Consider the following 26501-nt stretch of genomic DNA (forward strand, 5'->3'; position numbering starts at 1 on the left):
GCCCGGTGGGGACGAGCCGTGACCTTGCCGGGGACAAGGATAGGGCTCCCGGGTCCTTGTCCCTGGTGCTTCGCCTCCGCGGCACTATGTGGAGGTTCAGTGAAGCGGTCCTGATAATCGCAGGCAGGTGCGAATCTCGCAGCGCTTTTGGCGTCTCACGCCCCGGGTGTTGTGCACTCGTTATGCCTGCGCCCCAGTCGCCCCTTCCATCCCATGTGTCCGATCGGCGCGCAGGGGTGTCCATATGCTTCAGAAACCCGTCAAAATTGGGCATTCTTCGCATGTGGTGACCTTGGACGTACGGCCTCAACTGCTTGACGCACTCTCCGCCCTGCGCGAGCGTGTCGCCGCCGCACGCTTTCCGCTCCCCTTGGCGGGGGCGCCACGCGCGCGTGCCAACCGGGACGAGCTCCTTGCCCAGCTCGACGACTACTTGGTGCCCCGGCTGCGGGCCCCCGAAGCACCGCTGCTCGCCGTGATCGGGGGTTCTACCGGGGCGGGCAAGTCCACCCTGGTGAACTCCCTCGTAGGGCGGCAGGTCAGCGAGGCGGGGGTGCTGCGGCCGACAACCCGTACGCCGGTCCTTGTGTGCCATCCGGAGGATCATCACTGGTTCGCCGGAATGCGCGTACTGCCGGACCTCACGCGCGTGTGGGTGCCCCGTCGGGAGCCTTCGGGCACGCAGGACGAGGACGACGACGGGAGCGACGACCTGCTGCCGCCCGGGCCCGAGGGCGAGCGCGCGCTGCGCATCGAGACCTCGGAGACCCTGCCCCAGGGGCTCGCGCTCCTGGACGCCCCCGACGTCGACTCCCTCGTCTCCGACAACCGGATCCTCGCCGCCGAGCTGATCTCCGCTGCCGACGTCTGGGTCATGGTGACCACCGCGTCCCGGTACGCGGACGCCGTGCCCTGGCATCTGCTGCGTACCGCCAAGGAGCACGACGCCACCCTCGTCACCGTCCTCGACCGGGTGCCGCACCAGCTGGTGGCCGAGGTGTCGCGGCAGTACGGGGCGCTGCTCCTCAAGGCGGGCCTGGGCGACGTGCCGCGCTTCACCGTGCCCGAGCTGCCCGAGTCCACGGGCGGCGGCGGACTGCTGCCTTCCACGGCCGTCGCGCCGTTGCGGGCCTGGCTCACCCACCGGTCCCAGGAGCCCACGGCCAGGGCGCAGGCCATCGCGCGTACGGCACACGGCGTCATCCAGTCCCTCAATGTGAGGGTGCCGGAGATCGCGGCCGCCGTCGCCCTGCAGTACGCGGCCGCCCTGCGGCTCACCTCCGCCGTCGACGAGGCGTACGGACATGAGCACGCGCGCGTGCGGGAACGTCTGCAGGCAGGAGCAGTCCTCGCGGGCGACGCGCTGAAGCGGTGGCGCAGCTATCCGCTGGACTGCGGCGCCGGCGAGCTCCTCGACGCGGTCGCCGAGAGCCTGGAGGCGCTGCTGCTGTGCGCGGTGACCGCCGCCGACGAGCGGATCGACGAGGCGTGGCGCCGTGAGCCCGCCTCCGCCGCCCCCGGGCTCGGCGGGCGCGAGGGGTTCATCGAGAGCGCCGAGGGCGCCGAGAGCGCCGAACATCGCATCGGAATGGCGGTACGGCGCTGGCGACGCGTCCTGGAGGAGTACGCGGAGGACGAGGTCCGCGAGCTCGACCGGATCGAGAAGAACTCCGTGCCCGACCCCGAGATGGTGGCCGCCCTGCTCGCCACGGCCCTGCTCGGCGGGGCCCGCGGACGCTCGGCGGGCGAGACGCTCGCCGAGCGGATCGGCGCCCAAGGAGCGCTCCGGCTGCGGGACCGGGGCGGCCGCCTGCTCACCACCTACCTGGACAACGTCCTGGACACCGAGCGCGAGCGACGCCTCGCCCCCCTCGACCGCCTCGACGTGAACCCCGAACCCCAGGCCGACCTGATCGCCGCGCTGTCCGTACTGCAGAAGGAGAGGTGACCGCGGTGACTGCCGTCACTGATCACACCGAGCACGAGCGTGAGCGCGACGAGCCTCCCGCGGAACCGAGCAGCACCGATGGCACTCCCGGAGAGGCCCGTACTGCCGGAGAGACTTCTGCGGCCGGGGAGGGCCCCGCCTCCGGGGAGGCTCGCCATGGCTCCTCCGAAGACGTCTGGGACGACGGCCTGATCGCGCGGCGCGGAGGTGCCACGAGTTCGTCAGGTGCGCCTTCCGGAGGACCGTCCGGCGCGCCATCCGTTACGCCATCCGGTGCACCCTCCAGTACGTCTGCGTCATCCAGTACGTACTGCAGCACGTCTGCGTCATCCGGTACGTCATCCAGTACCTCCTCCGGCATCTCGACCGCGTACGAAGGGCCCCTGCGCGCCCGGCTCGACGCCCTGCGTGAACTCGTCGGGCTCTCGCGCACGCGCCTGGACAGCGCCACGCTCGCCGAGGCGGGCCGGGTCCTCGACGAGGCCGCGGCCCGGCGCCGGCTCTCAGGGCGGCACACCGTCGTCGCCATCGCGGGTGCCACGGGGAGCGGCAAGTCGACGCTGTTCAACGCCCTGGCCGGGGTGACCATCTCGGAGACCGGCGTTCGCAGGCCGACCACGGCGGCCCCCATCGGGTGCAGCTGGACCGACGGCGCCGCGGGGCTCCTGGACCGGCTCGGCATCCCGGGGCGGCTGCGCAGACGCCCGCTCCAGGGCCCGGACCTGAACACCCTGGAGGGGCTCGTCCTGATCGACCTGCCCGACCACGACTCGGCGGTCGGGGAACATCGCGCGCACGTTGACCGGATCCTCGCGCTCGTCGACGCGGTCATCTGGGTCGTCGACCCGGAGAAGTACGCCGACGCGATGCTCCACGAACGCTATCTGCGGCCCATGGCGGGGCACGCCGAAGTCACGTTCGTCGTGCTCAACCAGGTGGACCGGCTCCCCGGCGACGCCGCCGACCAGGTGCTCGACGATCTGCGGCGGCTCCTCGACGAGGACGGCATCGCACTCGGCGAGCACGGCGAACCCGGCGCCACCGTGCTCTCCCTCTCCGCGCTGACCGGCGAGGGAGTCGATGAACTCCGTGACTCCCTCGGCCAGTTCACCAAGGAGCGGGGCGCCGCCGCCCGGCGGATCGCGGCCGACCTGGACGCCGCCGCCGACGAGCTGTGGCCGGTGTACGCGGCCGGGGCCGGGACGCACGGGGGCCGGGGCGGGGTGCGGATCGGGCTCAGCGAAGAGGCGCGCGAGGAGTTCGCCGACCGGCTCGCGGACGCGGTGGGCGCGGCGGCGGCGGGGCAGGCCGCGGAACGGGCCTGGCGGCGCAACGCGGGCAAGGCGTGCGGCACCCCCTGGCTGCGGCTGTGGCGTTGGTACGAGGCCCAGCGCTCGCCGCTGAACGTCGGCTGGCCCGCGGCGCGGGAGCCCGCGGACGAGGAGGCCACGGCCCGGCAACGCGTCGAGCACGCGGTGCGCACGGTGGCCGACGAGGCTGCTGCCGGTCTGCCCCAGCCCTGGGGCCAGGCCGTTCGCGAGGCGGCGGTGCGGGGCGCGGAGGGGCTGCCCGAGGCCCTGGACGAGCTGACGGTCTCGGCCGGGGTACCGGAGGGAAGACCTCCGCGGCCCGGATGGTGGCCGGTCGCGGTGTTCGCCCAGGCGGCGATGACGATGCTCCAAGTCGTGGGCGGACTCTGGCTGGTGGCTCAGATCATCGGCATCGCGGTGCCGAATCTGGGCGTGCCGGTGCTGCTGATGCTGGCCGGGATCGTGGGCGGCCCCTGCGTGGAGTGGGGGAGCCGGATGGCGGCACGGGGGCCGGCGCGACGCTACGGCGCGGACGCGGAACGGCGGTTGCGGGAGGCGGCCGCCGGGTGCGGGCGGGCGAGGGTGCTGGATCCGGTGGCGGCGGAGCTGTTGCGGTATCTGGAGGTTCGGGAGCAGTACGTGCGGGTGACGGGGGCGGTTGTGGGCTGAGCGGGGGGGCCTCACCTACCGCACCTCACATGATCCGCCCCCCCCGGGGGTGGCCCCGGGTGGCCCTGGGGGCCCGTTCGGGTGAGGGAGTTTTCCACAACTGCCTGGTAGCCCACAGGGCTCAGCGGGATCGTGCCGACCGGTCCACTCTGAGATCGAAGCCGCGGGACCGACCGCCGCGGCGGCGAAGCGGAGTGGACGAGGGAGGGGTTCGGCATGAACGAGACCATGGTGACGGTGGTGGGGAACGTCGCGACGACGCCGGTGTTCCGGGAGTTGCCCTCGGGGCCGGTGGCGCGGTTCCGGCTCGCGGTGACGGCGCGGTACTTCGACGCGGTGCAGAACGTCTGGACGGACGGGCACACCAACTTCTTCACGGTGTGGGCGAGGCGAGGGCTCGGATCGAACGTGCAGGGGTCCCTGACGATCGGCGAACCCGTGATCGTGCAGGGCAAGTTGAAGGTGCGTGACGAGGAACGGGGCGGCCAGCACTGGACGTCGGCGGACATCGACGCGACCACCATCGGCCACGACCTGTCGCGCGGTACGGCTGCGTTCCGGCGCGTGCTCAAGGCGAACGCGGCGCTGACGGATACGTATACGGATGCGGCGGCGCGCGAGCCGCTGCCCGAGCCTGAGCCGGTGGGCTGATGTGCCGTCAGGGTGAGCCGGGGGCCCAGGGGGAGCCGGGGAAGGGGAGCCGACCGATGTGCGGCATATGGCCGACTGGGAGCGATTGATTTGTCGATAAGCCCAGTTCGGAAAGGTTGTTGGCGATAACGATTCCGAGTCGGATCGGTTATCGAACGGCAGGACGGGGGACCGTGGTGTGCCGCGTCCCTAGGATGCCGAAGGTAGCTAACGGGGCAGTTGGTAGTGGTTGCCACGCAGGTGGCAGGTGATTCTGCCCCCTCAATCTGCTGGCGGGACCACCCCCCTCGAAGTGAACGGGTCCCGCCCGGAGGGGAATTCTGTGTCTTTTGCGCGTTCTGTGTGTGCGGCGTTTTCCGCGTTCTCTGCGTTTCCCGGGTCCTCCGGGATCTCCGGGGGCCGTGCGTACTCTGCGTTCTCTGCGTTCTCTGCCCCGACGCGGGGGAGACGAGGTGCCAGGCGCCTCGCCGCGGTGACGCTGGCGACCGGGGCCCTCGCGGCGGGAGCGATAGCCACCGCGGGTCCCGCCGCGGCGGAAGAGACCCCGCAGAGCCGGGGCGGAGCCGTCGCGACACTGGGCGGGCTCCAGACGTACGACCAGGCCGTCATCCGTGAGGACGGGACGAGCCAGCAGGTGCCCGCCGGACTCTTTGAGATGTCCGTGGACGGCGGCGGCACGCTGCAGACGTACTGCATCGACATCCAGAACCCCACGCAGAAGGACGCGAAGTACCAGGAGACCCCCTGGAGCGGCACTTCGCTGAACGGCAACAAGGACGCGGGCAGGATCCGCTGGATCCTGCAGAACTCCTACCCCCAGGTGAACGACCTGGCCGCGCTGGCCAGGAAGGCGGGCGCACGGGCGCTCACCGAGCAGGCGGCGGCGGCCGGCACGCAGGTGGCGATCTGGCGCTACTCGGACGGCGCCGAGGTGGACGCGGTCGACCCGCAGGCCGAGAAGCTGGCCGACTACCTCTACAAGAGCGCCCGCGGCGCGGCGGAGCCCAAGGCCTCGCTGACCCTCGACCCGCCCGCGGTCTCCGGGCACGCGGGGGAGCGGCTGGGTCCGGTCACCGTGCGGACGGACGCGGACGCCGTGTCCGTCACTCCGCCCGCGGACACGGCTGCGAGTGGGGTGAAGGTCGTCGGCAAGGACGGCAAGCCCGTCACGTCCGCGGCCAACGGCAGTCAGCTGTTCTTCGACGTCCCCAAGGACACCCCGGACGGCTCGGCGGCACTCGCCGTGCAGGCGTCGACCACGATTCCGGTCGGCCGGGCCTTCGCCTCCGAGACCAGGAGCCAGACGCAGATCCTCGCGGGCTCCAGCGAGTCCACCGTCTCCGCTACGGCGAGCGCCACCTGGGCCAAGGACGGCGCGATACCGGCACTGTCCGCGGAGAAGAACTGCGCCAAGAGCGGCGTGGACATCACGGCCGACAACAAGGGTGACCGTCCCTTCACCTTCCGCCTCATGGGCCTCAAGCACACCATCGAGGCCGGCACGTCCCGGACGGTGACGATCCCGCTGCAGGAAGACCAGGCCTACGACTTCACGATCAAGGGCCCGAACGGCTTCGAGAAGCGGTTCAAGGGCGTACTCGACTGCCGGACCGAGGGCAGCGTGATCGACAACAAGACGGCACCGGTTTCCGACCCGAGCCCGGCATCGGCAGGCGGCACGGGCATGGGCACCGGCGACCTCGCGGAAACGGGCAGCTCCAACGCCACCCCGAAGATCGCCGGAACAGCGGTCCTGCTGGTCGTACTCGGCGCGGCGGCAATGTTCTTCCTCCGCAAGAAGAAGACCCCGACGGAGCCGACGGAAGACTGAACTACGCAGCAACCGCACGGCAGTTACCCCGGCGATGTGCTCCCTCGGCGGGGGTCTTGCCTACGGCGAAAGGGTGATGGCGCCGGGGGCCGCAGGGCGCAGCGTCCGTCCTCGGGGCCTGATCGGGGCGTTGGTCGCCGTCCATGGCGCTCGCGATGCGTCCCGCCGACTGGCGAAATCCAACGATCAGGAGCAGCACCGCGCGGAGAAGGCAGCCCTCCGTGCGGCTGTCCTGGAGTTGGACGTAGCGGAGCGGATCGCGGCGACGCAGTCGATCACCGACCTACCGATCCAGATGCTCACGACCGTGCTGCCGGTCGTGCGACGACGGTCCTGCCGAGTGACTGCTCCATGGCTCGCTTCTGGAGCAAGCGAAGCGTGAGGTATCGGGGCAAGCGCGCAGTGCAGGCCCTGCGAGGTTGCCCGGCGGCGATCGGTGTCGACGTTCAGTGACGGATCGATTACCCAAGCGACCGGTGAACGTCCAGGTCATGGCCCCCGGGCCATACTGGTTTCCTCCGGGGGGTGGCTGTCAGGCAAGATGGGGTGTATCTGCCCACTCACTGATTGCCGGACGGTTTCTCTTGGCTGAGTACATCTACACCATGCGCAAGACGCGCAAGGCGCACGGCGACAAGGTGATTCTTGATGACGTCACCCTGAGCTTCCTCCCTGGCGCGAAGATCGGTGTCGTGGGCCCCAACGGCGCCGGTAAGTCCACGGTGCTGAAGATCATGGCCGGTCTCGAGCAGCCGTCCAACGGTGACGCGTTCCTCTCGCCCGGCTTCACCGTCGGCATCCTCATGCAGGAGCCGGAGCTCGACGAGTCGAAGACCGTTCTGGAGAACGTCCAGGACGGCGCCGCCGAGATCATGGGCAAGCTCAAGCGCTTCAACGAGGTCGCCGAGCTCATGGCGACCGACTACTCCGACGCGCTCATGGAAGAGATGGGCAAGCTCCAGGAGGACCTGGACCACGCCAACGCGTGGGACCTCGACGCCCAGCTCGAGCAGGCCATGGACGCGCTCGGCTGCCCGCCCGGCGACTGGCCCGTCACCACCCTCTCCGGTGGCGAGAAGCGCCGCGTCGCGCTCTGCAAGCTCCTCATCGAGGCGCCCGACCTGCTCCTCCTCGACGAGCCCACCAACCATCTCGACGCCGAGTCGGTGAACTGGCTGGAGCAGCACCTCTCGAAGTACGCGGGCGCCGTTGTCGCCGTCACTCACGACCGGTACTTCCTCGACAACGTCGCCGAGTGGATCCTTGAGCTCGACCGCGGTCGCGCCCACCCCTACGAGGGCAACTACTCCACGTACCTGGAGAAGAAGCAGACCCGTCTCAAGGTCGAGGGCCGCAAGGACGAGAAGCGCGCCAAGCGCCTCAAGGACGAGCTCGAATGGGTGCGGTCCAACGCCAAGGGGCGTCAGGCCAAGTCCAAGGCGCGCCTCGCGCGTTACGAGGAGATGGCCGCCGAGGCCGACAAGATGCGGAAGCTGGACTTCGAGGAGATCCAGATTCCGCCGGGCCCGCGGCTCGGTTCCATCGTCGTCGAGGTCGAGAATCTCTCCAAGGCCTTCGGCGACAAGGTCCTCATCGACGACCTGAGCTTCACGCTGCCTCGCAACGGCATCGTCGGCATCATCGGTCCGAACGGCGCCGGCAAGACCACGCTGTTCAAGATGCTCCAGGGCCTGGAGACGCCGGACTCCGGCAAGATCAAGATCGGCGACACGGTCAAGGTCTCGTACGTCGACCAGAGCCGCGCCAACATCGATCCGAAGAAGACGCTGTGGGCCGTCGTGAGTGACGAGCTCGACTACATCAATGTCGGGCAAGTCGAAATGCCCTCGCGCGCCTACGTCTCCGCCTTCGGGTTCAAGGGGCCCGACCAGCAGAAGCCTGCCGGTGTGCTCTCCGGTGGTGAGCGCAACCGCCTCAACCTGGCGCTGACCCTCAAGGAGGGCGGAAACCTCCTCCTCCTCGACGAACCGACGAACGACCTCGACGTCGAGACCCTGTCGTCGCTCGAGAACGCGCTCCTGGAGTTCCCCGGTGCCGCCGTCGTGATCTCCCACGACCGGTGGTTCCTGGACCGAGTGGCCACCCACATCCTTGCCTACGAGGGTGACTCCCGGTGGTACTGGTTCGAGGGCAACTTCGAGTCGTACGAGAAGAACAAGATCGAGCGGCTCGGCGCCGACGCGGCCCGTCCGCACCGCGCCACCTACAAGAAGCTCACCCGAGGCTGAGACCAAGGCTGAGAAGACTGAGGCTGAGACTGACATGAGTCGGCATATCTACAGTTGCCCCCTCCGGTGGTCGGACATGGATGCCTTCGGGCACGTCAACAACGCCGTCTTCCTGCGGTACTTGGAAGAGGCGCGGATCGACTTCATGTTCCGGCTCGCACCGGGGGACGGCAGCCCGTCGTTCTCGGGCGGGTCCGTCGTGGCCCGCCATGAGATCGACTACGTACGGCCGTTGGTCCACCGGCACTCACCGGTGACCATCGAGTCGTGGGTGACGAAGATAAGCGCTGCCTCGCTCACCATCTCGTACGAGATCAAGGACCCCGAGCAGGTGTACGTGCGGGCCTCGACGATCATCGTCCCGTTCAACCTGGAGGCGCAGCGGCCGCGGCGGATCACCGCCGACGAGAAGGCCATGCTCCTGACCTACATGGACGACGACGGCGACGACGCCGCGGGTACGGGGGCGCTCGTCGCATGACGGCGCAGCTGCACTTCGCCGATGCCGGGGAGGCGGGGGATCTCGCCGCCTTCCTGGCCCGGCTGATCCACTACGACAAGGCCGCGGCGGTGCGGCTGCAGGCGGCGGGGGACACCCTCGCCGTGTTCGGGCGCCCGCCGTCGTTCGAGGTGCTCGCCATCCGTACGGCACGCCTCGCGAAGCCGTACGAGCACGGCCTCGACTCCTCGCTCGACGTCACCGTCTCCGCCGGTGAACTCCTGGAATCCGTGGGGGAGTCGGCGGAGTCCGTCGAGTCGGCGGGCGTGTCCTCCGTGCCGCAGGCCGTCACCGGGCCGCCGTGGGCCGGAGTTCTCCCGCCGCGGGGCGGCTGGCAGCCGGAGCAGGGACTCCCGCCTGCGGACGCCGTACGGGGCCTCGTGGCGGCCGCGGTCGCCGAATTCAAGTCCCGCGTCGAGGAGTTGCCGCAGGAGCGGCGCGTGCGGGCCGAACTCGACCAGCTCGGGCGGGAGATCTGGTCCCGGACCATCGGGGACACGGGGCTGCCCGTGCGGGCCGCGCATGCCGCGCAGGCCCTCGGGTTCCTGCGCGGGGACTCGCTCGATCTGCTGTCCTCCGGGGCGTGGCTGCGGCTGCGCACGAACTACGGGTCGATCGCCGTGCGCCGGGCGGGCGCCACCGTCGGCGGGCTCCTCGTCACGCCCGCGTAAGCCACGCCCGCGTAGGCCTCGCCCGCTCGTACTCGGCGGCCCCCGTCACAGCCCCCGTGCCCCCGCCGTACGCCGCTCGTCCCCGCCCCCGGAGCCCTCAGCCCTCGGAGTTGACCATGGACGCCGCCGCGTACGTCAGGTAGTTCCACAGCGTCCGCTCATGCTCCTCGGAGAGCTTCAGCTCCTCGACGGCGGCCCGCATGTGCTTCAGCCACGCGTCGTGCGCGGCCCTGTCGACGGTGAACGGGGCGTGGCGCATCCGCAGCCGGGGGTGGCCGCGGTTGTCGCTGTACGTGCGGGGGCCGCCCCAGTACTGCATGAGGAACAGCGCGAGGCGCTCCTCGGCGGGGCCCAGATCCTCCTCCGGGTACATCGGCCGCAGCAGCGGGTCCTCCGCGACCCCCTGGTAGAAGAAGTGCACCAGGCGCCTGAAGGTCTCCTCGCCGCCGACCTGTTCGTAGAAGGTCTGCTCCTGAAGCGTGCCGCGCGGGATCTCTATCACACCGTCCATGGTCTCAGACGGGACGGCCGAGGACGGAAGACTTAGGACCGGGGGCATCCGGATCAGGTTCGACGGCCCGCGCACCGGGACCGATCTCCTCCGGATCGCTACGTTCTGCAGCTCGCATCGTGGGCCATACCGCAGCACAGTGGCTATATGGGACCCACAGTCGACCCACTGCTCGCGGCGGAGGCCGGAACCGCCCTGGTGCGCGAGATCGGGGCGAGCGGCGCCTGGACGCGGGACCCCGGGCTGCGCGCGGCGTTCGAGCAGGTCCCGCGGCACCTGTTCGTGCCGTACTACTACGTCACGTCATCGGCCGGAGGCTACGAACGCCTCTGGGGCGAGGACCCCGACCCCGCGCGCCGGGCCCGCTGGCTGCACGGCGCCTACGCGGACGTCCCGCTCGCCACCCGCGTACGCGACGGAGAGCTGCTCTCGTCCAGCAGCCAGCCCTCCCTGATGGCGAAGATGCTGGGGGAGCTCGATCTGCCCGACGGGGACTGCGACGTCCTGGAGATCGGCGCGGGCACCGGCTACAACGCGGCCCTGCTCGCCCACCGCCTCGGCGAGGAGCACGTCACCACCGTCGACCTGGACCCGGAGATCACCGAGTCCGCGCGGCGGCATCTCACGGCCGCCGGGTACCGCCCGGCCGTGGTCACCGGCGACGGCGCCGCGGGCTGCCCCGAGCGCGCTCCGTACGACCGGATCATCGCGACCTGCACCCTGGCCTCCGTGCCGCGCCCCTGGCTGGCCCAGTGCCGCCCCGGCGCCCGCATCCTGGCCCCGCTGGCCACCGGCCTGATCGCGCTGACCGTGCGGGACGCCGAGCACGCCGAGGGCCGCTTCCTGCACACCCCCGCGTACTTCGTGCCGCTGCGGGGCGGCAGCAGAAGGGCCCCGCACGAGCAGCACCTCGGGGGGCTGCCGCGCAGGGCCCTGCAGAACGAACTCTTCCGCTTCTTGCTCGAGCTGACCGCGGGGAGCCTCGACCCCTACGAGGCCTTCGCCCTGTGGCAGCGCGAGGACCGGCCGGTGCGCGAGCGGTTCGGGGTCACCGTGAGCGGCCCGCACGAGTGGGCCTGGCTCGACGACCCCGAAGGGCCGTACGCCTGGCCACTCGCGTGAGCCCCGGAGCTCCGTCGCTCAGCTGTGCCGGATGGTGATCGTCGTCCAGGCGCCCACGTGCACCCGGTCGCCGTCCTGGAGCGGCACCGGGACGAACGGCTGGATGGGCTCCTCGCCGTTGTTGACCGTGGTGCCGTTGGTCGAGTTCTGGTCGACGACCGCCCAGCTGCCGTCCGGCTGCTGGACCAGGACCGCGTGCTGGTGCGACACGCCCGGGTCCTCCGGCGGTACCGACAGGTCGATGTCCGGGGTGTCACCGGTGGAGTGCCTGCGGCGGCCGATGGTGATCTGGTTCCCGGCCAGCGGGCGCTGCTGCTCGGGCGAGTACGCGGGCAGGTTCAGGCCCGACGCCTCGGGGCCGCTGCGGTGCATCATCGCCATGAAGTACTCACGGTCCGGACCGATCGTCGCCGACCAGGTGACCGTGCCGGTGCTGGGACCGGGCACTGCCTGATAGCCGGGAGGACCCTGGGGCGCCTGCGTCTGCTGCGGCGGCTGAGGGCTCGGCTGGCGGACCCACTCGCCCTGCTCGGGAGCCTGCGGGGCGCCGGGAGCCGGGGAGGACTGCGAGGGCGGCGGGAGCATCCAGTCGTCGTCGCCGACGGACGGACCGCCCTGACCCGACGGGCCGGGCTGCTGCGGAGGCGGCGGAGTCCCCGTCTCCTGCGGGAACGCGGGCGGCGCCGGCGGACCCTGCTGCTGGAACGACTGCGGCGGCCGGCCCGACGGGTCACCGCCGTAGGGCGGCGGGGGCGCGTCACCGCTGTACGGCGGGGGCACCTGACCGGACGGGTCGCCGTTGCCGAACGGCGGGATGGGCTCGGCGGGCCGGTTCATCTGCGAGGGCCGCGAGCCCTGGTAGCCGAACGGGTCCTGGCCGGGCTGGGTGCCCTGGGGCTGGCGGCCGGGCGGCTGCTGGAACTGCTGCGCCGGGTTCGGCGTCGGCGGGTGCGGGGCGGCCGGGGTGTACGAGGTCGCCGTGTTGGTCAGGAAGTTCCAGCGGCACTCCTCGCAGAACGGCGCGTTCGCCTCGCGGGGCGTGCGGCACTGCGGGCAGAGCTCGGCCTCGGCGGCCTGGTCCGGCACGGCCGACAGGTGCGGGCGGCCGGGGGCCTGCTGGGGATATCCGTACCCGCCGTCCTGGCCGGGGCCGGGCGGCGGATAGCCGTAGCCGGGCGCGGCCGGGGGCGGCGGGGGAGGGGGCGGTACGGCACCGGCCATGCGGTGACCGCAGACCTCGCACCAGTCGTCGGAACCCGACTGGTGTCCGTTCGGGCAGGTCGGCATGTCGGCGCTTCCCCCTCTCCTTCTCCGGCCCGAGGGCCGTACGTGCTGCTGTGGGGCTACTGATGGGTATGGGTGGTGCGTATGAGTGGTGCTACTTCTTCACGCGAACAGTCTTCGTGGACCGCGTCTCGAGAGTCATCTCGTCGGCCTCGGCAACCCTCGCCTTCAATCGAACAGTACCTGCCACGGCGTCGACCACGTCGACCACCTTCGAAAGCAGCTTCGCGGTGTCCTCGTTTCCCGAGGCGCTCGCGAGCTGAACGGCACGACCCAGTTTGGCCGTTGCTCCGTCCATATCTCCCGACTTGCGCGCATCGAGGCCCTGCTGGATCACCTGGGCCAGTTCCGCCTGGCCCGTGTAGTGCGCCACCTGCGGGTTGATCGATGTGGAGGCGGACATGTCATCCGTCCAGACCGCCCGCACGAGGCCCTGCGAGAGCGTCTGGGCGCTGCCGTCCGGCTGCGGCACGATCAGCGAGACACGGGCCGCGAGCATCTCCTGGCCGAGCTCGGCGTCCGGCACCTCGACACAGATGTGGTAGTCGCGTGACTCGTCACCCCAGGACCCGGTGGGATAGTCGCCGGCCCGCGGTCCCGCCTCGGTACGGCGGCCGGTCAACTCCTCGACCGTGGGCGCCACTTGCTTGACGAACTTGATCTCCGAGCCCATCGGCGTCCACAGCCGCAGGCTGACGTCGGCGACCTCCTTGCCCATCGCCGCCTCCATCATCTGCGTGAAGTCGGCGGCGAGCCCCGAGGGGTCGGCGACGATGTCGGCGGTGCCGAGCAGCGCGGAGGCGATGCCTGTGACCTCCTTCACCTCCCAGTCGGTGCCGACGCCGCGGGCGTCGCACGTGAAGCGGCCCGCGCAGGCGTCGAGGGAGGCCTGCAGGTCCTCGGGTGACTCGTGTTCATTGCGGCCGTCCGTCAGCACGATCCCGTGCCGTATGGAGACATCGGCCGAGGACAGGAGCCGGTCCGCGAGCCGCAGCCAGGTGCCGATCGCCGTGCCGCCGCCCGCGCTGAGCTTGCGCAGCGCCTGCTTGGCCTGCTCCCGGGTCTGCGCGTCCGCGACCGCGAGGCGGCCGTTGCCCGGATAGACCTCCTTGGCGACATGGGTGCCGCCGATCACCGCGAAGTGGACTCCGTCACGTACGGCGTCGATCGCGGCGGACGTCGCGTCGCGGGCGCCGCGCATCTTCGTCGGCGGGTAGTCCATCGAGCCCGAACAATCGACCATGATCGCCACGGCCGCGTCCGGGGTCTGTCCCGCCGAGTAGAGGTGCGGGGCGCTCACCGCGGCCCCCACCGTGCCCCCGCCCGTCGAGGTGACCGTGGCGATCGCGTTGACCTCGCGGCCGCCCTCCGGGAGGTACTCGTTCTGGTACACGTCGACCGAGAACTGCGGCACGTTCGACTTCGAGAAATTGGCCATGGATCCCTGCTCCCCCTAGACGTTCCCGCCGGCTTCCCCAAGCCGGCCGGTGACAAGTGCGCGTGGTCGGCTCCTCATGGCGGGGGCCTTCACTAGGCGGATCCTGCCCCTTGCGGCACGACACGGAACGGCAGAATCGCCACTGTTACGTTGTCGTGGCCCCCGCCGTCCAGCGCGTGGCCGACCAGGACCTGGGCGCTGTGCAGCGGGCGTACGGCGGAGTCGAGGGGCACGGCGCGTGCCATGTCCTCCACCGCTTCCGCGTAGTTCCAGAGCCCGTCGGTGCACACCACCACTACACCCGCACGGTCCGGCTTGAAGGAAGCGGTGTGCGGCTCCAGTTCGTACGCGTCGGCGCCGAGCCAGCCCGTGATGGCGTGCGCGCGCTCGTCGGCGTACGCCTCCGCCTCGTTCATCAGACCCGCGGCGACCATCTGCGCGGCCCACGAGTCGTCCTCGGTGAGCCGGACCGTCGGACCGGTGCGGTCGTCCGGGACCCAGTAGGCACGGCTGTCGCCGACCCAGCCGACGACCAGGAGGTCACCGGCGACGATCGAGCCGACGAGCGTGCACGCGGGCGCGTTCTGGTGCGGGGAGTGCTCCCTGGCCTGAGTGGGCTCCGCGGCAAGGGCGTTGACGGCGTCGGACGCCGACAGGATCGCGTCGTGCATGGCCTGCTGCGGGTGCGTGCCGCGCGGCAGGGCCTCAAGGAGGGACTCGTTGGCCGCGCGGGACGCGGCGAGCGAGGCCTCGTCGGGGCGGGTCGCGGACGAGACGCCGTCACAGACGATCGCGACGACGGCGGGGGAGCCGTCCGGCAGCGCGGCCGACGAGATCGCGAACGCGTCCTCGTTGCGGTGGTGGCGCAGACCCCGGTCGCTGACCGCGGCGACCGCGTCGAGCTCCTGCTCCATGTGGTCGCGCTCGCGCGGCTGGGCGTGTCCGCAGTTCTCGCAGTAGCCGTCCGGGTCCACCCGGCCCGAACGGCACGCCACGCAGAGCTTGGTGCCCGCGGGCGGCGTGGGCTCGGAGAGGACCGCCCGGGGATCGGCGGGCTCGGGATCCGGCGCGGCGCCGGGGGCGGGCAATGGGTACTCGTCCGGCTCGGCGGGGCGGGCGAACGGGGCGTCCGTCCGCACCTCACCCGCGTTCGGGGAGAGCTCGCCGCCCGACGACTCCGTGACGGGCAGATCCGTGGGCAGGTGCGCGGGCACCGGCATGTCGGAGCTGTCCACGTCCGGGGCGACGGGCCACTGGGACGAGGCGCCGGGCTGCGGCGCCGGCGACGAGCCGTTCATCGCGACGGTGGGGCGGTCGTCCGACCCGGCCGGCTGCGCCGACAGGTCGTACCCGCACGCGCCGCAGAACAGGTCACCCGATTCCAGCGGCTCTTCGCAGCCGGGGCACGTGCCTGCCCCGGCAGTCTGCTGGTGCATCTGCGACATCTTCACACCCACGTCCGAGGGCGGAAACGGTTGGCCCGCTCCACCAGTTCGATCCTTTCCTCGCCACCCTGTGCGAGCCGGGCAAGCGTTCGGTACGAGCGCTCCAGACCGAACCGGAGGCCGCGCTCGTCCAGGTCGCTGCCGAGCAGCACGGTCCGCGATCCGCCTGCCGGTGCGGCGGGTGCCGCCGGCGGGGTGGAAGCGTGACCAGAGTGCCTACCGGAGAGTACCCAGTCCAGCGCGCTGCCAAGGACCTCGGTGGAGAGCCGCTCGCGGCGCACCGCGTCGAGGCCGAAGCCCGCGAGGGCCTCCACCTGCCCCGCCGCGGCCGTCAGATCGTCGAGGAAGAGCGCGCCGGGCGACGGCGCGGTGGCCAACGTCATACGGTGCCGCAGCCTCGCCCGCACCGCCGCCACGCGGGCCGCGGTGTAGTGGATCGAGGACTCGGGCACCGACTCCAGGGTGTGCACGGCACCGCGCCGGTCGTCCGACGCGAGCTGTACGCGGGCCAGTCCGAACGCCGCGCTGACATAGCTCGGGTCGGTGGCCCATACGAGGCGGTAGTACTCGGCCGCGTTGTCCAGCTGCTCCAGGACCTCCGCGCAGACGCCGAGGGCCAGCTTGGGCGCGGGTTCGCCGGGAAACGCGTCGTACACGGCGTCGAAGGACAGGGCCGCGTTCTCGTGGTCGCCGGTGGCGAGCGAGGCGATGCCGCGGTACCAGACCACCCGCCAGTCGTCCGGATGCTGCACCTCCAGGTCGGCCAGCGCCTGGGCCGCGGAGTCCAGTTCACCCATCGCGAGCCGGGCCCGCAGGCCGCGCAGCCGCAGCTCCACCGAGTCGGTGGGCGCGGCCCGCAGCGCGGTGATCAGCTCGGCGGGCGCGGAGGCCATGAGCCCGGCGAGGAACCCGGCGTTCGCGTCGTTCGGGTCGACGCGCGGCACCGGGAGGGCGAGCGCCGTCGCGGGGGCGTCGAGCGTGCGGACGATCCGGGCGGGCGGGGCGGCCGGAGGCACCGGCGGCTGCGCGGCCGACCGCACGGCGGGCGGCGCGGAAGGCGGTGCGGGCGGTGCGATGGCCGCCGTGCCGTTGGCCTTGCCCCCGCCGTTGCCCGCAGCCAGTCCGGCACGTCCGTTGCGCCGGCCCGCGGGCAGCACCCGCACCCCGAACTGCGAGACATCGCCGGTCAGCTCGGCGAACAGCTCCGTGTCCGTGACCTTCACCTCGGGCCCGAACAGCGTCGAGAGCGCGGGCCGCGGCCGGCCCGACTGGAGGGCCACGACCTCCCTCAGGACACCCGTGAGCTGTTCCGCCATCTCCTGCGCCGAGGCGAACCTGCGGGCCGGGTCCGGGTCGGTGGCACGCACCAACAGGCGGTAGAACGACTCGTACGTACGGAAGACCTCGATGTTGTCGGGGTCCGGCAGGGAGTCCACGAAGACGTTCGTGTAGCCCTGGAAGTCGAAGGTGAGCACGGCCAGGGTGCGCGCCACCGTGTACAGGTCGGAGGCCACCGACGGTCCCAGCTCGGCGACTTCGGGGCCCTGATAGCCGACCGTTCCGTAGATCGCCGACTCGTCGTCGTCCATGCGGCGGACCGCGCCCATGTCGATCAGCTTGAGCTGGTCCTCGGTCTGGATCGCGTTGTCGACCTTGAAGTCGCAGTACAGGAGATTGCGGCTGTGCAGGTGCCCGAGCGCCTCAAGGGCCTCGATGCCGAACGCGCAGGCCTGCTCCACGGGCAGCGGATCGCGCTTGCCCAGCGGCGTGCGGCGCTCGTTGGCGATCTCCTTCAGGGACTTGCCGCCCACGTACTCCATGACGATGTAGCCGTCCATGGAGCCCGTGCGCTGGTCGAGGTGCTCGACGAAGTTGTAGATGCGGACGATGTTGCTGTGCTCGATCTCCGCGAGGAAGCGGCGCTCGGAGATCGCGGCGGCCATCGCGTCCTGGTCGCCCGTGTCTAGGAGGCCCTTGAGGACCACCCAGCGGTCGGAGACCGCGCGGTCGACGGCGAGATAGACCCAGCCGAGTCCGCCGTGCGCCAGACAGCCCACGACCTCGTACTGCCCGTGCACGATGTCCCCGGCGGCCAGCTTCGGCATGAACGAGTACGGGTGGCCGCACTTCGTGCAGAACCCCTCGGTGCGTCCCGGCCGTTCACCGCGCGCGCGGCCCACCGGCGCCCCGCAGTCGGAGCGCGAGCAGAACCGCTTCCGCTCGGGAACCTCGGGGTTCTTCTGCACCGCCTGGCGCGGATCGGGGCGCGGCACCTCGGGCACCTGCACCAGGCCGATGCCCAGCCTGCTGCGGGCCGACGTGGCGGCACCGGAGCCGGAGCTGCGCACCGAGACCGATCGGGACGTCGAGCTGCCGGACAGCGAGCGCGAGAGCCGCCCCGACACCGACCGGCGCGAGGACTGGGAGCGCGACGAACGCGACGAGCGGGACGAGGCGCGCGAACTGGACCGGGAGCTGCTGCTGTTCGAGCCCTTGCCGCCGCCGGTGATGCCGGTCGGGGGAGAGGACACCATGCCCGTCGGCGAGACGACCGGGGCCATGCCGCAGGTGTCGCAGTACAGCTCGCCGCCGCCCACGTCCTCGTACGACCCCGCACATCCGGGTCGCTGGCACTTCCGCTGCTCACTCATGCTTCCCCCCTCCGGTCGGTGGGACCGCCCTGTTGCGGGACCCTTGACGCAAGGACCTCGGCGGCCGCCTGCTGATAACGAAGCACCGCCTGTTCGGCGACGCGCAGATCGCAGGGCGCGCTCCACAGCATCCGGCGCGCCGCGTCGTACCGCTCGACCAGGAGCGGGTCCTCGGCGAAGCCGAGCCGCCCGACCTTGGCCTTGTAGGCGTCGAGCCGGCCGCGCAGCTCCGCGCGGACCGCGAGGGGCTGGGTGACGGCCGTCAACGACTCACGGGCGCGCATCAGTTCGTCCTCGGCCTTCTGCTCCAGGGACTCCAGGAGCGGGGAGAGCCGGTGCCACTGGGCGTGCCTGCGGTAGTCGGACGCCATCGCGAGCTGCTCCTGCAGCGCGGTCGAGGGGCCGCTGACGGCGGGCACCTCGGATGCCGCGATCTTGGCGAGGACCTCGCCGCGCGCGGAGCGTGCCTCGGCCAGCGTGCGGTCCGCGCGCGAGAGCACGTCACGGAGCCTGCCGAGCCGCAGCTCCGCGTCCTGCCGGACGGTGAGCACCGCGTCGATCTCCCGGCGCACGTCCTCCAGGGCGCGGGCCTCGCGGTCGTACCGCTCGGTGTGCGGGCGGCCGCCGCCGGGGGCCGAACTGCCCCGCGCGGGCTGCCAGAAGGCCAGCGGATCGGACACCACCTGCTCGCGCAGGCGGGTCAGCTCCGCCGTGATCCGCTCCAGGTCGTCGCCCGCCGGGTGCTCACCCGGGCGTACTCCCACGGAGTGGGCGAGCTGGCGGGTGCGGTGCAGCTCGGCCGCCAGGAGGTCTATCCGGGCGGGCAGCGCCGACCAGACCGCGTCGGCGGCGACGACCATGTCGAGCGAGTGCGCGTACAGGTCGTTCATCCGCGCGACGAGGTCGATGAGCGTGAAGCGTTCGGTGAGCTTGGCGGGGCCGGTGATCGAGGCCGACGGCGCGGGGGCGGCGCCGCCGGCGACGGTGACGCTCTCACCGCGCAGCAGCTCGGTCAGCTCCACCAGGTCGTCCCTGTTGGGCCAGCGTCTGCGGGCCCGCACCTCGTGCGCCGTGCGCAGGGCGTCGGCGTACGCGTCGAAGTACGCCCAGAGGAGCGTGATCTGCTGCTCGGTGGACTGCCAGCGCTCCTGGGTGGTGCCGGTGAGACCGGCGCCTTCGAGGAGGCGCCGGCCCGCGTGATCCTGAAGGGCGAGGAGCGAGGTCTCGATCGCCTCGTGCTCTGCGTCGAGCCGCGCCAGCGCACGGTCCACCTCGTCCCGGTCCATCACAGGACCGGGGGGTCCCGCGACGCTCATCGATCACCTCTCCGCTCTGAATTGCCGTGCACGTCAGGATCAGTCGCTGTATTTCGGGGCGGGCGGTCCCGCCGATTCGCCGAGGCCCGGCTTCAGCCACTTGTCGTACGACTTCTGCCAGCCGCTCTTTCGATAGTCCTCCAGGACCTCGTTGACCCGGCGCACCAGGTCGTCCTTGCCGTTCTCCGGCTTCTTCATCGCCACGCCGTAGTACTCGGTGTTCAGCGGTTCGTCGCCCTTGAGTTCGACGGTCGGGTCCTGCGCGGCCTGGCTCGCGGCGAGCGCGCTGTCGGTGACGACGGCGTCCACCTCACCGAGCTGGAGCCGCACCAGACAGTCGAGCTGGTTCGGGACCGTGGTCGCGATGTCGGCGTCGATGACCTTCTTCTTCTTGAGCTCCTCCAGCTGGGTGAGAGCCGTGGAACCCTTCGCGGAGCAGACCCTCTTGCCGTCCAGTGTGTCGTCGAACCCGGTGATGTCCGAGGACTTGGGGGCGAGGACCTGCTGGCCGGTCTTGAAGTAGGCGGTGGAGAAGGCGACATCCTTCTTGCGGTCACAGTTGATCGTCATGGTCCGCACGACCATGTCGACCTGGCCGCTCTGTATCGCCTTGACGCGCTGGTTGGTGGGGATGGCGCGGAACAGCACGGCGTCGCGGTCGCCGAGGATGTCCTCGGCGATCCTGTGCGCGAGGTCGATGTCGAAGCCTTCGAGTGTCGCCGTCTTCTTGTTCGGGTCGCGATAGCCCCAGCGGTAGCTGTTCTGGTCGACGCCGACGATGAGCTTCTTGACCTTGCGGTTGCGGATGTCCTCGATCGTCGGGCCGTCCTTGCCGCTGGGCGACAGGCTCTCCTCCGGGGTCTCGCACTCCTCGGCGCGGGCGGGAGCGGCCGCGGCGGAGCCCTGGGAGGCGCGGTCCTCGTCCTTGTCCTTGCCGGACCCGGCCGCACCGCCGGCCTGCGGCAGCACGAGCACGAGGGAGCCCGTGAGCGCGCAGGCGACCGCCATGGCGGCAGCTCCACCCCAGCCGCGCATCCTCGCCAGTCCTCGCGTACGCATCGTCCGCTCGCCCCCTCTCACCTGTACTCCGACAGCCTGCGCCCGACGCCGAGCACGGCGCCGGCGGCGGCGAGCACCGCGAGCACGGCGGCGCCCACCGGGAGGCCGGTCATCGCGCCCTTGCCGTCCCCGGCCGCCTGCTCGAACTCGCTGCGCTCGTGCTTCAGTGCGACTTCGAGCGCGTCGTCGACGTTGTCGAAGCACTCACCGGTGGGCTCGTCGCTCTTGTCGCCGACGACCTTGGCGAGCGCGCCCTTGTAGTCACCCGCGTCATCGCTGTCCCGCGCGGTCTTGTGCCGGTCCTTCCAGGCCGAGACGTTCTTCGCGGCCGACTCGACGGGGTTCCTGCCCGAGGAGTCGTCGGCGATGGCCGCGGCCTGGGCGAGCAGCCCCTTGGGGCTGCTGAGCTTGTTCATCTGGTCCTGGTAGGCGACATCGAACTTGTCCTTGATGTCCTTCTTCGCGCCTACCTCGACGGTCTCCGCGCCACGGCTGACCAGCGTGAGGTTCTCGTTGCTGCGCGCCTTGAGCGAGCTGATGCGGGCGTCGTTCAGGACGTTCAGGGACATCACGCCGTGGTCGTACGAGTCGTTGAGCCCCGAGCGCGCGAAGGTGTGCCCGGCGACCAGCCAGAGCAGGACGACCGTGGACGCGGCGGTCGCGGCGACCATGCCGTGGTTGAACACCCGGTTTGTGCGGCGGTAGTTGCGGCGCTGGGCCCAGAACAGGGCGCCGAGCGCGAGCAGTCCGAGGGCGATGGCGAACCAGGGATACGGCTTCGCGTCGTCGTAGTCCCTGTTCAGCCGCTGCTTCTCCACGGTGTAGAGCTGCTCGGCGGCCGGGAGCATCTGGGTCTGCATCTTGTCGTTCGCGTACCGCAGATAGGCGCCGCCCAGGGGCAGGCCCTGGCGGTTGCTCGCGCGGGCGCGCTCGATCAGGCCGGTGTACTCCGGCAGGAGTTTGTTCAGCTTGCTCACCGAGGCGGCGGCCGACGAGCCGGAGCCCGCGTTCGACGCGGCGTTCGCCAGCTTCTCGGAGGCGCGGTCGATGTCCGCCTTGTACCGGTCGCGTACGTCGGCCGGTTCCTGGCCGCCCGCCAGGAAGCCGCTGGAGGCGGCCGTGTTGGCGTCCGCGAGGGAGCGGTAGATGGCCGCGGCGTCGTCGCTCAGCGGCTGGCTGCGGTTCAGGACGCTGTCCGCGGCGGCCGCACGGTCGGACATCTGCCAGGTGGTGACGGCGCCGAACGCCACGACGAGCAGCGCGAGGAAGGCGCCGATGATCCGCAGCCTGCCCGGCTCGGTCGTCGCCGCGGCGCGCAGCCTGTCCCGTCCCTCGACCCAGGCGGGGCGCCGGGGCGACGCGTTCTGCACGGCCTGTGCGGCTGCCGCGGATTCCGGGCCCGCCTGCGGCGGGACGGTGGGCATCGTCGGAGCGGCCCGTCCCGGCGGCGCGGCGCTGCCGTTCGGCGGATATGTCACCTCGACCTCGACCTCCCCCTTGGTCATCGGACGTTCACTTCCGCCCGGCGTGCGCGGTGCGGGAAGAAGTGCACGGCGGCAAGTATCGCCGCAGGGACCGACATCCGCACAGGTCTTGACTGGATCTTGTTCTGATCACTGCGCCCGGAGACCTGTCCGGATCATGCGAAGATCGCACACCACCCCTGCCCTTGAATACGCGATCCAGGGCGGTTCGGTTCCCTTCCGGGCCGACGAACTCAGCCGCCGCGGGCCCCCGGATCACGCTCGTAATGCACCCGCACGCGCGCGTGCACCTCGGTGGGCGCCCCCACCTGGTCCAGGCCGAGCAGCGCGGCGCCGAGCACGGGACGGGCGACGACCACCCTGGCCACCGCCTTGGGCGCCCGGTCGGCGAGCAACGCCTCGATCCGGTCGTCCAGTTGCGGGTGGCGGGCGGCGAGGACGCTGCCGCCGAGCAGCACCGGGGTCTCCTCGCCGAGCAGGTCCAGGCGGTCCAGGGCCACGGTCGACATGGCGACGACCTCGTCGGCCATCCGGTCCACCAGCGAGCGCGCCACCGCGTCGCCCGCCGCCGCCGTGGCGAAGAGCACCGGCGTCAGCTCGTGCCGCCGTACGGGGGCGATGGAGCCCAGGTGCAGGGCCTCGATCAGCGCGTACATGGAGGACAGGCCGAAGTGCGCGGGCAGTGCCTCGCGCAGCGCGGTCGCCTCGCCGCGGCCGTCCTCGGCCCGCGCCGCGTACCAGAGCGCCTCCTCGGCCAGGCCGCCACCGCCGCCCCAGTCGCCCGAGATCCGGCCGATGGCGGGGAAGCGCGCGGTGCGCCCGTCGGGCAGCATGCCCACGCAGTTGATGCCCGCGCCGCACACCACGGCGACGCCCCGCGGCTCGGCGTCCTCCAGGAGACCGGCCCGCAGGATGGCGAACGTGTCGTTCCGTACATCGACCGAAGGGCCCCACGCGCGCCGGCGCAGGGCCAGGCCCAACTCCCTCTCCTCGACCGGCAGGTCGGCGTTGGCGAGGCAGGCGGACACATGCCCGACGGAGTCGGTGCCCGCCTCGGCCAGGGCCCGCGTCACCGCCTCCTCCAGGATGTCCACCGCGGCCTCGACGCCGACCTGGGGCGGCTGGAACCCGCCGCCGCGGGCCGAGCCGACGACGGTTCCGTCGGCCGCGATCACCGCGACGTCGGTCTTGCTGTTGCCCGCGTCGATCGCGAGCACGCTCGTGCTCACGCCCACGCCAGGTGCTCCCGGTTGTGGGCGATCAGCCGGTCGGTGAGCTGCTCCGCGTAGGTGTACTGGCCGACCAGCGGGTGGGCGAGCAGCGCCTTGAATACGCGGTCCCGGCCGCCGTGCAGCGCGGCCTGGAGGGCCAGGTCCTCGTAGCCGGTGACGTGTGCGATGAGCCCGGCGTACAGCGGGTCGAGCTTCGGCACCGCGAGGGGCTTGGCACCCTTGCCGTCGACCGTGGCCTGCACCTCGATGACCGCGTCGTCCGGCAGGAACGGCAGCGTGCCGTTGTTGACGGTGTTCACCACCTGGTAGGGGCTGCCGCCGTTGCCGAGCAGTGAGGCCGCCAGGTCCACGGCCGCCTCCGAGTAGAAGGCGCCGCCGCGCTTGGCGAGCAGCTCCGGCTTCTCGTCGAGCGCCGGGTCGCCGTACATCTTCAGCAACTCCTGCTCCATCGCGGCCACTTCGGAGGCGCGGGAAGGCTTGGTCCGCATCTCCTCGACCACCGCGTCGTGCTGGTAGAAGTAGCGCAGGTAGTACGAGGGCACGACGCCGAGGCGGTCGACGATCTCGCGCGGCATGCGCAGGTCGGCCGCGACCGCGTCGCCGTGCTCGGCGAGGAGCCTGGGCAGGATGTCGTCGCCGCCGGGGCCCCCGAGCCGTACGCCGGTCTCCCACGTCAGGTGGTTGAGTCCCACGTGATCGAGGTGCACCTCGCCCGGCGCGACGTCGAGCAGCTTGGCGAACTTCCGCTGGAAGCCGATCGCCACGTTGCACAGACCGACGGCCTTGTGGCCGGCCTGGAGCAGTGCCCGCGTGACGATGCCGACCGGGTTGGTGAAGTCGATGATCCAGGCGTTCGGGTTGGTGCGGCGTACGCGCTCGGCGATGTCGAGGACGACGGGCACGGTGCGCAGGGCCTTCGCGAGACCGCCCGCGCCGGTGGTCTCCTGGCCCACGCAGCCGCACTCCAGGGGCCACGTCTCGTCCTGCTGACGAGCGGCCTGACCGCCGACGCGCAGCTGGAGCAGGACCGCGTCGGCGTCCGCGACGCCCGCGTCCACGTCGGACGTGGTGCGGATGACGCCGGGGTGGCCCTGCTTGGCGAAGATGCGCCGCGCCAGGCCCCCGACGAGTTCGAGCCGGTCGGCCGCCGGGTCGACGAGGACGAGCTCCTCGATCGGCAGGCTGTCCCTCAACCGGGCGAATCCATCGATCAGTTCGGGTGTGTAGGTCGACCCTCCGCCGACCACTGCGAGCTTCATATCGGTTCTCAGCCCTTTACTCCGGTGAGGGTGACGCCTTCGACGAAGGCCTTTTGTGCGAAGAAGAAAACGAGGATGACGGGGGCCATGACCAGCAGCGTCGCCGCCATGGTCATGTTCCAGTTGACGGCGTGGGCGCTCTTGAACGATTCGAGCCCGTAACTCAGCGTCCAGGCGCCGGGGTTCTGGGCGGCGTAGATCTGCGGACCGAAGTAGTCGTTCCAGCAGTAGAAGAACTGGAAGAGCGCGATGGCCGCGATGCCGGGCTTGGCCATCGGGACGACGATCTTGATCATCGTACGGAAGTCGCCGCAGCCGTCGACCTTCGCCGACTCGATGTACTCCTTGGGGATGGTGAGGAGGAACTGCCTGAGGAGGAAGATCGAGTACGCGTCGCCGAAGGCCATCGGGATGATCAGCGGCCACAGCGTGCCCGACAGGTGGAACTGCTGGGCCCACACCAGATACATCGGGATCACGATGACCTGCGGCGGCAGCATCATCGTCGAGATGACGAGCAGCATCGCGGTGCGCCGGCCGCGGAAGCGGAACTTGGCGAGCGCGTACGCCACCGGGATCGCCGAGCAGACGGTGAAGAGGGTGCCAAGGCCCGCGTACATGAGCGAGTTGCGCCACCAGTCGAGGAAGCCCGGCGTCTCGAAGACCTCCTTGTAGTTCGACCAGTGCCAGGAGTCGGGCCACAGGTCGCCGCTCATCGCCTGCGAGTCGCTCATCACCGACGTCAGGAAGACGAAGACGAACGGCAGGACGAAGAGCAGTGCGACGGCTATCGCGATGCTGTGGACGGCGATCCAGTGCAGGATCCGCTTGCGGCGGGCGCGGGCGGCGGCCGGGCCGTGCTGCTTGGGGGCGGCGGGGGCGGATGCCGTCGGCGCGGTGAGAGTCGTGGTCGTCATGAGTCCTCAGTCCTCCGCCGAGAGCAGCCCGGAGCGCTTGCGCATCAGGAGCATGGTCACGGCCATGGCGATGGCGAAGAGCACGAGCGAAAGCACGCACGCGGCACCGGTGTTGAAGTTCTGGAAGCCCATCTGGTAGACGAGCTGGGGGACCGTGAGGGTCGAGTGGTCCGGGTAGCCGGGCTGGATCACCGAGCCGGGGCCGATGTTGACGCCGGACGCGACCTTCCCCGCGACCAGGGCCTGCGTGTAGTACTGCATGGTCTGCACGACGCCCGTGACCACCGCGAACATCACGATCGGCGTGATCGCGGGCCAGGTGACGTAGCGGAACTTGGACCACGCGCCGGCGCCGTCCAGGTCCGCCGCCTCGTACTGCTCCTTGGGCACGTCGAGCAGCGAGGCCATGAAGATGACCATCAGGTCGCCGATGCCCCACAGGGAGAGCAGGACGAGCGAGGGCTTGGCGGTGTCCGGGTCGTTGAACCAGTTGGGCCCGGAGATCCCGATCGCGTCGAGGATCTCGTTCACGGGTCCCGTGCCCGGGTTGAGCAGGAAGACGAAGGCGACGGTGGCGGCCACCGGCGGGGCGAGATACGGGATGTAGAAGGCGGTGCGGAAGAACCCGGCCCCCGTCTTGATCTTCGTGATGAGCAGCCCGAGCGAGAGCCCGAAGACCACCCGCACGGCCACCATGACGACGACCAGCCACAGGGTGTTCCACAGGGCCGGGCCGAACAGGGGCATCTGCTCGAACACGTACTTCCAGTTCCGCAGGCCCACGAAGGTGGGCTCCTTGATCTGGTTGTAGTGCATGAACGAGAAGTAGACGGTGGCGATCAGCGGATACGCGAAGAAGACGCTGAAGCCGACCAGCCAGGGGGACAGGAAGCCGACCGTGCGCAGTCTGCGGCGCGCGGGGTTGGAGAGGGAAAGTGCCATGGCGGGGTCCTCA

20 protein-coding genes are annotated in these 26501 nt (G+C 71.0%); 8 read left to right on the forward strand and 12 right to left on the reverse strand.

What is annotated here, in order from left to right; all coding sequences use genetic code 11:
- Positions 1-283 precede the first annotated feature (283 nt).
- The 7 genes from OG302_RS26920 to OG302_RS26950 all read left to right on the forward strand — a co-directional run bounded on the left by OG302_RS26920 (position 284) and on the right by OG302_RS26950 (position 9828).
- Positions 284-1948 (forward strand): dynamin family protein, encoded by a 1665-nt coding sequence (locus OG302_RS26920; RefSeq protein ID WP_371529120.1) that lies wholly within the window; start codon positions 284-286, stop codon positions 1946-1948.
- Between the two features lie 5 nt (positions 1949-1953).
- Entirely contained in the window at positions 1954-3927 is a 1974-nt protein-coding gene (locus OG302_RS26925) for a GTPase (protein ID WP_371529121.1), read from the forward strand.
- Positions 3928-4143: 216 nt separating this feature from the next.
- Entirely contained in the window at positions 4144-4578 is a 435-nt protein-coding gene (locus OG302_RS26930) for a single-stranded DNA-binding protein (RefSeq protein WP_371529122.1), read from the forward strand.
- A gap of 472 nt (positions 4579-5050) precedes the next feature.
- The gene (locus OG302_RS26935) at positions 5051-6409 is read left to right on the forward strand and encodes a Cys-Gln thioester bond-forming surface protein (RefSeq protein ID WP_371529123.1); all 1359 of its coding nucleotides are present in this window, start codon (positions 5051-5053) and stop codon (positions 6407-6409) included.
- Positions 6410-6993: 584 nt separating this feature from the next.
- Positions 6994-8658 carry an energy-dependent translational throttle protein EttA gene (gene ettA / locus OG302_RS26940; RefSeq protein ID WP_371529124.1) on the forward strand — a complete coding sequence of 555 codons (1665 nt, stop codon included), beginning with the start codon at positions 6994-6996 and terminating at the stop codon, positions 8656-8658.
- Between the two features lie 34 nt (positions 8659-8692).
- Positions 8693-9139 carry an acyl-CoA thioesterase gene (locus tag OG302_RS26945; RefSeq protein ID WP_371529125.1) on the forward strand — a complete coding sequence of 149 codons (447 nt, stop codon included), beginning with the start codon at positions 8693-8695 and terminating at the stop codon, positions 9137-9139.
- Positions 9136-9828 (forward strand): hypothetical protein, encoded by a 693-nt coding sequence (locus OG302_RS26950; RefSeq protein WP_371529126.1) that lies wholly within the window; start codon positions 9136-9138, stop codon positions 9826-9828. Before OG302_RS26945 ends, OG302_RS26950 begins: the two co-directional genes overlap by 4 nt.
- A 97-nt stretch (positions 9829-9925) precedes the next feature.
- Here OG302_RS26950 and OG302_RS26955 read toward each other — a convergent pair whose 3' ends face one another.
- Positions 9926-10339 (reverse strand): globin, encoded by a 414-nt coding sequence (locus OG302_RS26955; RefSeq protein ID WP_361835995.1) that lies wholly within the window; start codon positions 10337-10339, stop codon positions 9926-9928.
- Positions 10340-10486: 147 nt separating this feature from the next.
- On the opposite strand from OG302_RS26955, the gene OG302_RS26960 reads away from it, so the two are divergent.
- Positions 10487-11461, forward strand: a complete 975-nt coding sequence (locus OG302_RS26960; RefSeq protein WP_371529127.1) for a methyltransferase domain-containing protein — start codon at positions 10487-10489, stop codon at positions 11459-11461.
- Positions 11462-11479: 18 nt separating this feature from the next.
- Here the strand turns inward: OG302_RS26960 and OG302_RS26965 are convergent, their stop codons facing one another.
- From OG302_RS26965 to OG302_RS27015, 11 genes are all read right to left on the reverse strand, one after another.
- Positions 11480-12748 carry an FHA domain-containing protein gene (locus tag OG302_RS26965; protein WP_371529128.1) on the reverse strand — a complete coding sequence of 423 codons (1269 nt, stop codon included), beginning with the start codon at positions 12746-12748 and terminating at the stop codon, positions 11480-11482.
- 91 nt (positions 12749-12839) lie between these two features.
- The gene (locus OG302_RS26970; protein WP_371529129.1) at positions 12840-14183 is read right to left on the reverse strand and encodes a VWA domain-containing protein; all 1344 of its coding nucleotides are present in this window, start codon (positions 14181-14183) and stop codon (positions 12840-12842) included.
- 92 nt (positions 14184-14275) lie between these two features.
- A complete protein-coding gene (locus OG302_RS26975) occupies positions 14276-15628 on the reverse strand; it encodes a protein phosphatase 2C domain-containing protein (RefSeq protein ID WP_371529130.1) in 1353 nt (450 codons plus the stop codon).
- Between the two features lie 2 nt (positions 15629-15630).
- Entirely contained in the window at positions 15631-18279 is a 2649-nt protein-coding gene (locus OG302_RS26980; protein ID WP_371529131.1) for a tetratricopeptide repeat protein, read from the reverse strand.
- A complete protein-coding gene (locus tag OG302_RS26985; RefSeq protein WP_361835979.1) occupies positions 18276-19595 on the reverse strand; it encodes a hypothetical protein in 1320 nt (439 codons plus the stop codon). The genes OG302_RS26980 and OG302_RS26985 overlap by 4 nt, the downstream gene beginning before the upstream one ends.
- Before the next feature lie 39 nt (positions 19596-19634).
- A complete protein-coding gene (locus OG302_RS26990; protein ID WP_371529132.1) occupies positions 19635-20654 on the reverse strand; it encodes a glutamate ABC transporter substrate-binding protein in 1020 nt (339 codons plus the stop codon).
- A 17-nt stretch (positions 20655-20671) separates the two neighbouring features.
- Entirely contained in the window at positions 20672-22132 is a 1461-nt protein-coding gene (locus tag OG302_RS26995) for a hypothetical protein (protein WP_371750244.1), read from the reverse strand.
- Positions 22133-22371: 239 nt separating this feature from the next.
- Complete coding sequence (locus OG302_RS27000; protein WP_371529133.1) at positions 22372-23373, reverse strand: N-acetylglucosamine kinase; 1002 nt, start codon at positions 23371-23373, stop codon at positions 22372-22374.
- The gene (locus OG302_RS27005) at positions 23364-24629 is read right to left on the reverse strand and encodes a 6-phospho-beta-glucosidase (protein WP_371529134.1); all 1266 of its coding nucleotides are present in this window, start codon (positions 24627-24629) and stop codon (positions 23364-23366) included. Before OG302_RS27005 ends, OG302_RS27000 begins: the two co-directional genes overlap by 10 nt.
- A gap of 8 nt (positions 24630-24637) precedes the next feature.
- Positions 24638-25546: a carbohydrate ABC transporter permease gene (locus tag OG302_RS27010; protein WP_371529135.1), complete on the reverse strand. Its 909-nt coding sequence runs from the start codon at positions 25544-25546 to the stop codon at positions 24638-24640.
- Positions 25547-25552: 6 nt separating this feature from the next.
- The gene (locus tag OG302_RS27015) at positions 25553-26488 is read right to left on the reverse strand and encodes a carbohydrate ABC transporter permease (protein ID WP_371529136.1); all 936 of its coding nucleotides are present in this window, start codon (positions 26486-26488) and stop codon (positions 25553-25555) included.
- Between the last annotated feature and the right edge of the window lie 13 nt (positions 26489-26501).

The sequence above is a fragment of the Streptomyces sp. NBC_01283 genome, assembly GCF_041435335.1.
Taxonomy (GTDB): Bacteria; Actinomycetota; Actinomycetes; order Streptomycetales; family Streptomycetaceae; genus Streptomyces.